The sequence below is a fragment of the Rhizobium sp. S96 genome (genome assembly GCF_030382195.1).
In the GTDB taxonomy this organism is placed as follows: Bacteria; Pseudomonadota; Alphaproteobacteria; order Rhizobiales; family Rhizobiaceae; genus Rhizobium.
In genome coordinates this window covers 1-12443 of record NZ_JAUDRY010000011.1, presented here as the reverse complement: position 1 = coordinate 12443, position 12443 = coordinate 1, and the positions used below count along the sequence as shown (strand labels likewise).

Genomic DNA, 12443 nt, shown 5'->3' with positions numbered 1-12443 from the left:
CTCAGGCGCTCTTCTGCATGGCCTGCATCGCTTCCTCGTCGATGGCGTGGGCACGCTTGTAGGCGGGGCGGTCGGTGACGCGGCCGACATAGTCGGCAAAGGCCTGGCGCTTCTCGATCGTACCGAATCCCAGGCCCCAGGCGACATGGGAGCCGACATAAACGTCGGCGGCCGTGAAGCGATTGCCGGCGATATAGGGCGAGGCGCTGACAGCCTTTTCCAGCGTGTCCATGACGTCGGCATAGCTGCCGTACCCTGCCATGCGGCTCTTGTCCGGTGGTATGTGATAGCCGAGGGCATGGTTGGTCACCGCAGCCTCCAGCGGGCCGGCGGCGAAGAACATCCAGCGGTGATAATTGCCGCGCTCTTCGGGCCGCGGGGCAAGCCCTGTGTCCGCAAAGGTATCAGCGAGATAGGCGCAGATGGCGGCACATTCGGTGACGACGGTCTTGCCGTGCAGGATCGTCGGCACCTTTCCCATGGGGTTCACGGCCAGATATTCCGGTGCCTTGATGCTGCCGCCGAAGGTGAGCAGTTCCGTCGTGTAGGGAACGCCCGTTTCCTCGAGCATCCAGCGGGCAATGCGCCCGCGCGACATCGGGTTCGTGTAGAAAACCAATTCGTCTGCCATGCTGTCCTCCTCGTTGTTCCGGCACGCGATCGGTGCCGGCACTGGTAAACATAAGACGGGTCGGCGGGCTGGAAAGATGTCGGTCTACAAGGCCTTGCGATATTGGATGAAGCCGGAGCGTTCGGCGATGTGATCGTAAAGGCGTCGCGCGATCGCGTTGGTCTCGTGTGTCATCCAGTAGAGGCGGCCGGCGCCGTTCTTCCTGGCGAGGTCGGCAACGGCCTCGATCAGCGCGGCGCCGGTCCCGAGACCACGCTGCGTATCGTCGACATAGAGATCCTGCAGATAGCAGGTCCACTTTGGGAGCCAGGTAGAGCGGTGGAAGATGGCGTGGACGATGCCGACCAGGCGGTTGCCGTCGTCGAAAGCGCCGAGCGCATACATTTCCTCGGCCGGGTCGTGGAAGCGACCCCATGTCAGGTCGGTCGTGTCGGAGGGAATGGCGACTTCATAGAAGCGCTGGTAGCCTGCCCAGAGCGGCTCCCAGGCGGCTCGATCGGACGGCTGCAGCGGACGGATTTCAACGGTCATTTTATTGTTCCCCCTTGGTTGTCGTAGAAATGAAAACGGCGGGGAAGACCCCGCCGTATCGTTCGCATATCGCTGATGGCTTATGCCATCGCCTTCTGCAGGTTTTCGTCGATCTTGTCGAGGAAAGCCGTGGTCGAGAGCCAAGGCTGATCCGGGCCGATCAGCAGCGCCAGGTCCTTGGTCATGAAGCCAGCTTCGACGGTGTCGACGCAGACCTTTTCGAGCGTGGCTGCGAACTTCGCCAGTTCGGCGTTGTCGTCGAGCTTGGCGCGGTGCGCGAGGCCACGGGTCCAGGCGAAGATCGAGGCGATCGAGTTGGTCGAGGTTTCCTGGCCCTTCTGGTGCTGGCGGTAGTGACGCGTCACCGTGCCGTGTGCGGCTTCGGCTTCGACGGTCTTGCCATCCGGCGTCAGAAGAACGGAGGTCATCAGGCCGAGCGAGCCGAAGCCCTGGGCAACGGTGTCGGACTGAACGTCGCCGTCGTAGTTCTTGCAGGCCCAGACGTAGCCGCCGGACCACTTCAGAGCGGATGCGACCATGTCGTCGATCAGGCGGTGCTCGTAGGTGATGCCGATTTCCTTGAACTGATCCTGGAATTCAGCCTCATAGACTTCCTGGAAGATATCCTTGAAGCGGCCATCATAGGCCTTGAGAATGGTATTCTTGGTCGACAGGTAGACCGGCCACTTGCGCATCAGGCCGTACATCATCGAGGCGCGGGCGAATTCGCGGATCGACTCGTCGAGGTTGTACATGGCCATGGCCACGCCGGCGCCGGGAGCGTCGAACACTTCCTTTTCGATGACCTGGCCGTCTTCACCGACGAACTTGATGGTCAGCTTGCCCTTGCCCGGGAACTTGAAATCGGTGGCGCGGTACTGGTCGCCGAACGCGTGACGGCCGACAACGATCGGCTTCGTCCAGCCGGGAACAAGGCGCGGAACGTTCTGGCAGATGATCGGCTCGCGGAAGATGACGCCGCCGAGGATGTTGCGGATCGTGCCGTTCGGGCTCTTCCACATCTGCTTGAGGTTGAATTCCTTGACGCGATCTTCATCCGGCGTGATCGTCGCGCACTTGATGCCTACGCCGTGCTTCTTGATGGCGTTGGCGGCGTCGATTGTCACCTGGTCGTTGGTGGCGTCGCGGTTTTCGACGGAAAGGTCGAAATAGTCGATGTCGAGGTCGAGATACGGATGGATCAGCTTATCCTTGATGAGCTGCCAAATGATGCGAGTCATTTCATCGCCGTCGAGATCGGCGACGGGATTGGCGACCTTGATCTTCTTCATGTATCTGCCTCGTTAAGCTTAGAAGGGACGGGCGTCCCGGGTGGGTGATATCAAATCCCGAGCGCTATAGCACTGTGAGCCCGGAGTGCAAAGCCGCAAGCGCTCAGGACCGGTGTGTTTTTGCGGGCATTGCCAAGCCAGTGAAAATGGCTAGTCTCCGCGCGAAACCATTGCCCCGGACATTTCATCATGAAGAAGATCTCGCTCCCGCTCGCCATTCTCCTCGGCCTGTCCGCACCTGCCTTTGCAGGCGACGCCACCGCGCCCGTCAAGGAGATCATGGATGCCACCATGAAGAACTGGTCGGGCACCGACGCCGACTGGATCGACATTTTCGACGACAGCCGTTTGACGCGGCTCTACAGCAAGGACTTCGTGACGAAGTACCAGGCCGCGGTGCAGAACCCGGCCGCCGACGAGGACGGCATTTCGCCGTTCGACTACGACGTGATCGTCAACGGCCAGGATGCATGCCCGCTGCAGGATCTTGCCTATGCGCCCAAGCCGGCGGCGAACGGGACGACCGAAGTGGTCGTTACCTTCAAGAAGGCCACCTGCATGGACGATGGGTCGGACAAGCAGGCCGTCACCACGGTGCGGTTCGAGGTGATCGACGAGGCCGGCAAGCCAGTGATCGACGACGTAATCACGGCGGGGGATCCGGGTCAGCCAGATAACTCGCTCAAGAATACCATGGTGCAGATCGCCAAGGGCGAGTGACGGCCCGACTTGATTTGATTTCCTGACCGGTCAAGTTATCCGGTCAGGTTGGGACGCATATTCCTCTGCTTTTAGGGGCCTTGGCGCTTGCTTTCGGGTTTTGACTTCCGCGATTGGCTGCTTGCAAACGATCCGGCACTGTCGCGCTTGCGCGTCGCGTCGCGTGTCACGTTGACCATTGCGTTGTCTTTCGGCGCGTTGCTGGCCATCAACTACCTGCTGGTTCCGCTTCCCACAGCATCCTACGGCCTGGGGATCGTGCTCTCGATCGAAGGCGGCGTTGCCGTGCGCGACAAGGGCGGCATGCCACAGCTGATCACACGGTTGCTGGGGTGCCTTGCGAGCATTGTCGTGGTGGGGATTGCCGCGAGCCTGGAGGCCTACCGCTACGTTTCCGACTGCGTCTTCCTGCTTGTGATCTTTCTTGCCGCATCGGCGCGGGTGTTCGGTGCGCGGGGACATGCAGTCGGTATGTTCGCCTTCACCTCCTACTTCATGGGCGCCTATTTTCGGCCGCCGCTCGCCGAACTTCCGCTGGTGGCGATCGGTCCCGTCGTTTCGGCTCTGATCGGGCATCTGGTGCGTTCGGTCGTGCTGGCGGACGATTGGCGACGCGACCTGCTGCGGTCGCTCGAAAGCGTGCGCGGGCGGATCAATCAGATCCTGTTCAAGATCGCTGCATTGTCGGCACACGGGCGGTTTCTGGAAACGGACCGGCCGGAACTGAACCAGCTCGAGGAGCGACTGAAGGAAGTCGTGCTGATGGCGGAGAGTTTCATTCCCCGACCACCGAGCGGCGTCCTGGATGCGGCGACCGAGCCGGCGGGCGAACTTGCGATCCGTCTTTTCGACGCGCATCTCGCGGCGGAGACTGCGATCGTGCTTAGCGCCCAGAGCCTGCCGTCGTTCGAGATGGTTCATGCGATCATCGAAGGCGACGTGATTCAGGCGCCCAAGGTTGTCGACGGTGCGCAAGCGGAAACCATTCAGGCGCTTGCACGCCTTGGTGAGGCACGTAGTGACCTCAGCAGGACGATCGAGCTCGGATATGCCACTGGCTTTGCGGAGATCGCGGCGGTGACCGAGACTGCGGCATCCGCGGAGAATCCCGACTTTTCCCTGAGCAATCCTCTGATCCGTTCGGCGCTGCAGATTACCTTGGCGTCGGCGATTGCCATGACGCTCGGGCTGGCGCTTTCGCGTGAGCGCTGGTTCTGGGCAGTGCTGGCCTCCTTTCTGGTTTTCACCAACACCAATTCACGCGGCGATACCGCGATGAAGGCGTTGCAGCGGTCGGTGGGTACGCTCTTCGGAATCTCGATCGGGTTGGGGCTTGCGACATTGCTCAACGAGCAGATGGCTGCTGCCCTCGTGGTCACCGGCATCTCGATCTTCCTGGCGTTCTACTTCCTGCAGACCTCCTACGCGACGATGACATTTTTCGTTTCGATCGCGCTCTGCCTGGTCTACGGGATGATCGGCTCCCTGACGGTCGATCTGCTCTTGTTGCGCATCGAAGAAACCGCTCTTGGTGCTGCAGCCGGAACCCTGGTGGCATTCCTGGTCTTTCCAGCGCGCACCCGCGGCGCGCTGGACGTGGTACTCGCCAAGTGGTATGCGGCGCTTCAGGAGATGCTCGCCGCAGCCTCGGCGGGTGAACCGTCAAACGCCCTGATCGTCCGGTCGCAGAAGCTCGACGCAGCCTACCGTGATCTGACGGCTGCCGCTCGGCCCCTGGGATCTACGTGGTCCATTGTCACCAAGCCGGGACATATCCGCCAAACGCTGGCAATTTTCCTGGCGGCAACCTACTGGGCAAGGATCATGGCGAAGAACCATGATGCGGCGGCTGCCGGGGCGGATGGTCAGGCGTTGATCGACGCCGATCTGGCCCGGATAACGACTGTCGCCAAGCGCGGGTCCGAATGCTTCTTCGTCGACAGCAGGAACCATAGCGGTGGGCGGCATTTGCCGCTGTCAAATGCGGGTGCGCGGCTCGGGGCCGAAATGATCGGGGTGACGCTCGATCGACTTTATCCCGACGCTTAAGTCTTGCCGTTTGGGGTGGTCTTGGCTATTCCCGCGCATAGCAAAAGGATCGAGACTTCATGGCAGGCACGAATAGCGAGCGGCAACTTCTGACGGAAGGTCCCGTCATCATTCTGGTCGAACCGCAGATGGGCGAGAACATCGGGATGGTGGCGCGCGCCATGGCGAATTTCGGGCTCTCCGAACTGAGGCTCGTCAACCCGCGCGACGGGTGGCCGAACGAGAAGGCGCAGGCCGCCGCCTCTAAGGCCGACCATGTGATCGAGGGCACGAAGGTCTTCGATACGCTTGAGGAGGCGATTGCCGACCTGAACTTCGTCTACGCGACGACGGCGCGCGAGCGCGACGGCTTCAAGCCCGTGCGCTCGCCGGTCGTTGCTGCGCAAACGCTGCGGGCGCGTTTTGCAGCGGGCGAGGGCACCGGCATCCTTTTTGGGCGCGAACGCTGGGGGCTCTCCAACGAGGAGGTGGCGCTGGCCGACGAGATCGTGACCTTCCCGGTCAATCCCGCCTTTGCCTCGCTCAACATCGCCCAGGCAGTACTCCTGATGTCCTATGAATGGATGAAATCGGGCATGGAGGATCTTGGCAGCGTTCCCTTCCAGGCGATGTCGCAGACACAATCCACGAAGGAACAGTTGCACGGGCTCTACGATCAGTTGGAAGAAGCGCTGGAAGCGCGCAATTATTTCCATCCGCCCGCGAAAAAGCCGAAAATGATCGACAACCTCCGCGCAGTCCTTTCCCGCCGCGCCTTCACGGAGCAGGAAATCAGCGTGATGCGCGGTGTTATTTCCTCCCTCGACCGTTTCTCGCGGCAATATCCGCGCGGGAGCCGGGCGCCCGCAGATGTCAAGGAACGCCTGAGCGATGACAACAGCGACGAATGAGCTGAAACCCGTCCTGGTTTTTGATTCAGGGATCGGCGGGCTGACGGTGCTGCGTGAGGCGCGCGTATTGATGCCCGAGCGCGGTTTCATCTATGTCGCCGACGACGCCGGGTTTCCCTACGGCGGCTGGGAAGAGCAGGCGCTGAAAGAGCGCGTCATCGAACTCTTCGCACGGCTGCTCAAGGAGCATGATCCGGAGGTCTGCATCATCGCCTGCAATACGGCGTTCACGCTGGTTGGCGCCGACCTGAGGGCAGCCTTCCCACAGATGACCTTTGTCGGCACGGTGCCTGCGATCAAGCCTGCGGCCGAACGGACGCGGTCGGGTCTGGTTTCGGTGCTGGCGACGCCGGGAACGGTCAAACGAGCCTATACGCGTGATCTGATCCAGTCCTTTGCCCAGCAGTGCCACGTGCGCCTTGTCGGGTCGGAAAATCTGGCGCGCATGGCGGAGGCTTATATCCGCGGCGAAACGGTTTCGGACGAGGGTGTGCTCATGGAGATCGACGCCTGCTTCGTCGAGCAGGATAGCCGGAAGACCGATATAGTCGTGCTCGCCTGCACGCACTACCCCTTCATGGCAAACGTCTTCCGGCGTCTTGCGCCGTGGCCTGTCGACTGGCTCGACCCGGCGGAAGCGATTGCCCGGCGTGCGCGAAGCCTCGTGCCGCAGGTTGCCGACGCCGTTCATCCGGACAATTTCGACTATGCCTTCTTCACGTCAGGAAACCCGGATTTTCCGACGAAGCGGCTGATGCAGGGTTTCGGCCTGAGCACCCGCTGACGGGGCGATTTGCGCTTTCTTTCGACGGACTGATCACGCAAGCTTGCCGACGGGGAATCGCCTGCCGTTGTCACTGGTGGGCGAACAAAGGGATGTGCGATGCCGCTTCAAAGACTTGTCATGTTGATCTTCTTCCTGCAGCCGATCGCCTTCGGCAGCTGGTTGCCACGCATCCCCGATATTCAGGCAAGGCTTGGTCTCGGACCGGCCGATCTCGCCATCGCTTTGCTCGGCATGCCGGTCGGCATCCTCCTAACGCTGCCCTTCGCCGGCCGGTTCGTATCCCGGATCGGCGGGCGCGCCACGGTCATCTATGGCTTCGCGGTGTTTCTGGCCGTCGTTGCGCTTCCGGCCTTTGCGGACAGCATCGTGACGCTGTTCGCGGCCCTGGCCGTCGTCGGGGTTGCGCTCTCGACGCTTGAACTCGGCCTCAATGTGGAGGCCGATCGCGCCGAGAAGATCACGGGCCTAGTGATCATGAGCCGATGCCATGGTTTCTGGAGCCTCGGCATCATGGCGGGTAGCCTGATTGGCGCTGGCGCGGTGGCCCTCCAATTGCCGGCACAATGGTCCATCGCGGTCGTTGCATTGCTGGTGCTGCCGGTGGCGCTTGCTGCAAGCGTTCGCCTGCCGGCGGATGCTACGGCCCCGGCTGCAGTCTCCGAGGGGGCTCGCGCGCCGTTCAAGCTGCCGAGCGTTGCGCTTCTCGGAATCTGCGCCTTCACCTTCGGGATCACGATGACGGAAGGGGCGATCGCCGACTGGTCGGCGGTCTACCTGAAAGAGGTTCTGTTGGCCGGCGGAGCCGTGACGGGTCTCGGCTATTCCATCTTTGCCTGCCTTGTCGCCGCAGGGCGGTTCGGTGGCGACCATATGAAAGCGCGGTTCGGTGCGGTTGCCATCTCCCGGGTTTGCGGTTGCGCAGCGTTGCTTGGCATGCTGATCGTCCTGCTCGCTCCAAACACGTTGACGGCGCTCGTAGGCTTTGCGGCGATAGGCTTTGGCGTGTCGGTGGGCTTCCCGCTGGCGGTCACCGCAGCGGCAAGCCTGACGGACCGGCCTGCTGCGGCCAGTGTCGCCATTCTGTCGTTCATGGCGCTTCTCGGCTTCCTGATCGGTCCGCCGCTGATCGGCTTTGCCGGTGAGCTCTGGGGATTGAGGGTTGGCTTGGCGGTTCTCCTTGTGCCGCTGGCTGTGAGCCTCGCATTTACCCGGATGCTTGCTCCGAGCGCGGAAAAAGGGCAGGCGGATATTCTTGCGGATAAAGCGGCGTAAGCGCTTGCTGATTGGCTGTGGGTTTTGTCGAAGAGCGGGAGCATCATTCGACGAATCTGTTAGAGAGTGATGTTGCTATCGTAAGGGGAATTGGACTTGCAGGTTGGTATCGATATGGGAACGGCGTCCGGCGGAAATCCGGCCACGCTCGATATCGAGGAGCTTCTGGCGACCCGTCTGCTCGTACAGGGTAACTCCGGCTCCGGGAAATCGCACCTTCTGCGCCGTCTGCTTGAGCAATCCGCTCAATGGGTGCAGCAGATCATCATCGACCCCGAGGGCGATTTCGTCACGCTGAGCGACAAGTTCGGGCACGTCGTCATCGACGGTGAGCGGACCGAGGCGGAGCTTGCCGGCATTGCCAACCGCATTCGCCAGCATCGTGTTTCCTGCGTGCTGACGCTGGAAGGTCTCGACATCGAGCAGCAGATGCGTGCGGCGGCGGCCTTCCTCAACGGCATGTTCGATGCCGACCGTGAATACTGGTATCCTGTACTCGTCGTTGTCGACGAGGCGCAGATGTTTGCGCCGTCCGTCGGCGGCGATGTGTCCGAGGACGCCCGCAAGATGTCGCTTGGCGCTATGACCAACCTGATGTGCCGTGGACGTAAGCGCGGACTGGCGGGCGTCATTGCCACGCAGCGGCTTGCCAAGCTCGCCAAGAACGTTGCGGCGGAAGCCTCGAACTTCCTGATGGGGCGAACCTTCCTCGATATCGACATGGCCCGCGCCGCCGACCTTCTCGGTATGGACCGGCGCCAGGCCGAAATGTTCCGCGATCTCAAGCGCGGCAATTTCGTCGCCCTTGGACCGGCTCTTTCACGCCGCCCGTTGCCGATCCAGATCGGCATGGTCGAGACGTCGGCGCGCTCGTCGAGCCCGAAGCTGATGCCGTTGCCGGATGCGCCGCAGGACGTCGAAGACCTGATTTTCACGCCCGATCCCGAAGAGTTTCAGCGCCCGCTCGTGCGGCGCGCGGCGCCTGCGCCGCGGCCGACCACCGATATTCTGGCGGAGCTGTCACGGTCCGCGCCCGCGGCGGTGTCCCAGCCTTCGGAGCCACGCGTGAGCCAGCCAGAGGTGTCCGCCGAGGAGCGGGAGGAGCGGCTTGCGGCCGTTCTCAACGAAATTCTTGATGATCCGGGGTCGGCTTTCCGCACGGATTCCGTGCTTTATCAGGAGTTCCTCGTGCGCGTGCGCATGCGCCGCGTTCCCGGCCCGCCGATGTCGATGGCGGAGTTTCGGCGTCGCGTCGCGATCTCCCGGTCGGGTGTCGATGCCGCCACGGCGGAGACCGAAACCTGGGCAACGGCGCTTTCGCTGTCCTCAGGCGTGACCGATGACCTGCAGGGCGTCTTCCTGATGCTGGCAAAGGCTGCCGTCTGCGGCGAGCCGTGCCCTTCGGATGCGCGGATTGCCCGAGCTTACGGGACACATTCGGCGCGTCGTGCGAGGCGTCTGCTGGGCTACTTCGAGGAGCAGGGCACGGTCGTCGTCCATACGGATTTTTCCGGCAAGCGGATCGTCGCGTTCCCTGACATGAACTGCCAGACCGCTCCGGGCGATGCGAACGCCCCTGATAGCGACGACCTGCGTCCCGCCGCTGAATAGTATCTACCAGACTGCTATATCTAGGTGAGGGGTGTGGACCACACGTCCCCGACCCAGATCACTCGCGTTACGCGCGAAAAAAACTGACTTTGTCATATGTGCTTCATGCCGGCGGGGGATAAGGCGCGCGCACCCTCCGGGGTGGTGCGTATTGTCAAAGGAGATTTAGCCATGCAGACCAAACTTCGTTATCACTTGCCGCAGGTCATTGCCGCCGTCTTGCTTGCAACCGTCGCGATCCAGCCGAGCCGCGCTGACGAAGCTGCCGGCAAGCTTCTCGAGCGCGCTGCAAGCGGCGAGCTGAGCGCACCTGCGGGCGCACGCCGCCTCTCCGGCGACATTACCGAAGCGTTCCGCGGCGCGATCGTCGATGGTCGTCCGAAGAATGTGATCCTGCTCATCGGCGACGGCATGGGCGATTCCGAGATCACCATTGCGCGCAACTATGCCGTTGGCGCCGGCCAGTATTTCAAGGGTATCGACGCCCTGCCGATCACCGGCCAGTACACGCACTATTCGCTCGACAAGAAGACCGGGAAGCCGACCTACGTCACGGACTCGGCTGCCTCAGGCACGGCTTGGGCAACAGGCGTGAAGAGCTATAATGGCGCGATCGGCGTCGATATTCATGAGGCAGCGCACGAGACGCTGCTGGAGAAGGCAAAGGCTGCCGGCCTCGGCACTGGAAACGTCTCGACGGCGGAATTGCAGGATGCAACGCCAGCCGTGCAGATCGCCCACGTGACGCAGCGCAAGTGCTACGGCCCGGAAGCCACTTCCGAGAAGTGCGCCAGCAACGCGCTTGAAAACGGCGGCAAGGGCTCGATCACCGAGCAGCTTCTGAATGCGCGTGCCGATGTAACGCTCGGCGGCGGTGCCAAGAGCTTCGGCGAGACCGCGAAGGCCGGCGAATGGAAGGACAAGACCCTGCGCCAGCAGGCCGAAGAGCGTGGCTACAAGCTCGTCTCCAATCTTGATGAATTGCAGACCGTGAAGCAGGCCAACAACGATGCGCCGGTGCTCGGTCTCTTCGCGGACGGCAACATGCCTGTTCGCTGGGAAGGTCCGAAGGCGAGCCACTACGGCAACGTCGAGAAGGAGCCGGTCGTCTGCAAGCCGAACGAGAAGCGTACAGCCGCTACGCCGACGCTGGCTCAGATGACCGCCAAGGCGATCGAACTGCTGCGCACCAATGAGAAGGGCTTCTTCCTGCAGGTCGAAGGCGCTTCGATCGACAAGCAGGACCACGCCGCTAACCCGTGTGGTCAGATTGGTGAGACGGTCGATCTCGACGAAGCCGTCCAGGAAGCGCTGAAGTTCGCGCAGGAAGCCGGCGATACGCTCGTGATCGTTACGGCAGACCACGCCCATGCCAGCCAGATCGTCGATGCCGATACCAAGGCACCGGGCCTGACGGAAGCTCTGATGACCAAGGATGGCGCGGTTATGGCCGTCAGCTACGGCAACTCGGATGACGAGAACGACCAGGGCCACACCGGCGCGCAGCTGCGCATTGCCGCCTACGGCCCGCGCGCGGCCAATGTCAGCGGTCTTACGGATCAGACGGATCTGTTCTACACCATCAGCGATGCGCTGGGCCTGAAGACCGAAACGGTCGGCATGAAGTAAGCCGGACGCAGCTCGAAAATCGAGCGGCTTTGGGTGGTCGGCGTGGAACGTCATTGACATTCCAGCGACTTACCCCTAAAGACCGAGCCAGCACGGGGCAGCGATGTCCCGTGTTTCATTTGACATGTCCCGTGGATCTTTCCAGTTCGCGTAACCGGAAAATCCTGTCGGGCCTCCCAAAAGGGGCCAAAGGAGGGCGTGTTTCCTTCGAGCGGTTTGGTAACAAGCCGCCGTAACACTCTGAAAGGAAATACGATGAGCAAGCGCGAATCGTCCAAGTACAAAATTGACCGCCGTATGGGCGAAAACATCTGGGGCCGTCCTAAGTCCCCGGTGAACCGCCGCGAATACGGCCCGGGCCAGCACGGCCAGCGTCGCAAGGGCAAGCTTTCGGACTTCGGTGTGCAGCTGCGCGCCAAGCAGAAGCTCAAGGGTTACTACGGTGACCTGCGCGAGAAGCAGTTCCGCGCGATCTTCGCTGAAGCCGACCGCCGCAAGGGCGACACTTCGGAAAACCTCATCGGTCTTCTGGAATCCCGCCTGGACGCGATCGTCTACCGCGCCAAGTTCGTTCCGACCGTCTTCGCTGCTCGCCAGTTCGTCAACCACGGCCACGTGACTGTGAACGGCGTTCGCGTCAACATCGGTTCTTACCGTTGCAAGGCCGGCGACGTCATCGAAGTTCGTCAGAAGTCGAAGCAGCTCGTTTCGGTTCTCGAATCGGTGTCCCTGGCTGAACGTGATGTTCCTGAGTACATCGAAGTCGACCACAACAAGATGGTTGCTACCTTCGCTCGTGTACCGGCTCTCAGCGACGTTCCGTACGCTGTTGTCATGGAACCGCACCTGGTGGTCGAATTCTATTCGCGTTAATCAGCGCGAGGCGTTTTCGCATACGGAAAAGCCGCCTCTCGAGGCGGCTTTTTTGTTGTAAGCAAAATAAACCTCCACCTTCGGTGGAGGACTGGACGTGTTCTACATTGTGATTGAGAGACCTCCGTGCTTGGACCGTTATGCTGGCCGAGACATAG

The 12443-nt window shown here is 61.8% G+C and carries 11 protein-coding genes; 8 read left to right on the top strand and 3 right to left on the bottom strand.

From position 1 onward, the window contains the following. Position 1 precedes the first annotated feature (1 nt). The 3 genes from QTL94_RS14620 to QTL94_RS14610 form a co-directional block, all read right to left on the bottom strand. Positions 2–631, bottom strand: coding sequence for a glutathione S-transferase family protein (locus QTL94_RS14620; RefSeq protein ID WP_289802365.1), 630 nt, complete (start codon positions 629–631; stop codon positions 2–4). 84 nt (positions 632–715) lie between these two features. Further along, positions 716–1162, bottom strand: coding sequence for a GNAT family N-acetyltransferase (locus tag QTL94_RS14615; protein ID WP_289802364.1), 447 nt, complete (start codon positions 1160–1162; stop codon positions 716–718). Positions 1163–1242: 80 nt separating this feature from the next. After that, positions 1243–2454: an NADP-dependent isocitrate dehydrogenase gene (locus tag QTL94_RS14610; RefSeq protein WP_018902180.1), complete on the bottom strand. Its 1212-nt coding sequence runs from the start codon at positions 2452–2454 to the stop codon at positions 1243–1245. 189 nt (positions 2455–2643) lie between these two features. Here QTL94_RS14610 and QTL94_RS14605 point away from each other — a divergent pair, with 189 nt between their 5' ends. From QTL94_RS14605 to rpsD, 8 genes are all read left to right on the top strand, one after another. Continuing rightward, positions 2644–3174, top strand: coding sequence for a hypothetical protein (locus tag QTL94_RS14605; RefSeq protein WP_289802363.1), 531 nt, complete (start codon positions 2644–2646; stop codon positions 3172–3174). Between the two features lie 87 nt (positions 3175–3261). Next, positions 3262–5223, top strand: a complete 1962-nt coding sequence (locus tag QTL94_RS14600; protein WP_289802362.1) for an FUSC family protein — start codon at positions 3262–3264, stop codon at positions 5221–5223. Positions 5224–5282: 59 nt separating this feature from the next. Continuing rightward, positions 5283–6113, top strand: coding sequence for an RNA methyltransferase (locus QTL94_RS14595; protein WP_289802361.1), 831 nt, complete (start codon positions 5283–5285; stop codon positions 6111–6113). Then, positions 6094–6897 carry a glutamate racemase gene (murI, locus tag QTL94_RS14590; RefSeq protein ID WP_289802360.1) on the top strand — a complete coding sequence of 268 codons (804 nt, stop codon included), beginning with the start codon at positions 6094–6096 and terminating at the stop codon, positions 6895–6897. The genes QTL94_RS14595 and murI overlap by 20 nt, the downstream gene beginning before the upstream one ends. A 99-nt stretch (positions 6898–6996) precedes the next feature. Continuing rightward, positions 6997–8172, top strand: coding sequence for an MFS transporter (locus QTL94_RS14585; RefSeq protein WP_289802359.1), 1176 nt, complete (start codon positions 6997–6999; stop codon positions 8170–8172). 96 nt (positions 8173–8268) lie between these two features. Then, positions 8269–9783 (top strand): ATP-binding protein, encoded by a 1515-nt coding sequence (locus QTL94_RS14580; protein WP_289802358.1) that lies wholly within the window; start codon positions 8269–8271, stop codon positions 9781–9783. A gap of 171 nt (positions 9784–9954) precedes the next feature. Then, the gene (gene phoA, locus QTL94_RS14575) at positions 9955–11412 is read left to right on the top strand and encodes an alkaline phosphatase (protein WP_289802357.1); all 1458 of its coding nucleotides are present in this window, start codon (positions 9955–9957) and stop codon (positions 11410–11412) included. Between the two features lie 255 nt (positions 11413–11667). Next, a complete protein-coding gene (rpsD, locus tag QTL94_RS14570) occupies positions 11668–12285 on the top strand; it encodes a 30S ribosomal protein S4 (protein ID WP_065693889.1) in 618 nt (205 codons plus the stop codon). Positions 12286–12443: the final 158 nt, after the last annotated feature.

Bases quoted from the DNA above. Each gene is read 5' to 3' on its own strand.
- QTL94_RS14620 (WP_289802365.1), bottom strand. From the start codon at position 631: ATGGCAGACGAATTGGTTTTCTACACGAACCCGATGTCGCGCGGGCGC.
- QTL94_RS14615 (WP_289802364.1), bottom strand. From the start codon at position 1,162: ATGACCGTTGAAATCCGTCCGCTGCAGCCGTCCGATCGAGCCGCCTGG.
- QTL94_RS14610 (WP_018902180.1), bottom strand. From the start codon at position 2,454: ATGAAGAAGATCAAGGTCGCCAATCCCGTCGCCGATCTCGACGGCGAT.
- QTL94_RS14605 (WP_289802363.1), top strand. From the start codon at position 2,644: ATGAAGAAGATCTCGCTCCCGCTCGCCATTCTCCTCGGCCTGTCCGCA.
- QTL94_RS14595 (WP_289802361.1), top strand. From the start codon at position 5,283: ATGGCAGGCACGAATAGCGAGCGGCAACTTCTGACGGAAGGTCCCGTC.
- murI (WP_289802360.1), top strand. From the start codon at position 6,094: ATGACAACAGCGACGAATGAGCTGAAACCCGTCCTGGTTTTTGATTCA.
- QTL94_RS14585 (WP_289802359.1), top strand. From the start codon at position 6,997: ATGCCGCTTCAAAGACTTGTCATGTTGATCTTCTTCCTGCAGCCGATC.
- phoA (WP_289802357.1), top strand. From the start codon at position 9,955: ATGCAGACCAAACTTCGTTATCACTTGCCGCAGGTCATTGCCGCCGTC.
- rpsD (WP_065693889.1), top strand. From the start codon at position 11,668: ATGAGCAAGCGCGAATCGTCCAAGTACAAAATTGACCGCCGTATGGGC.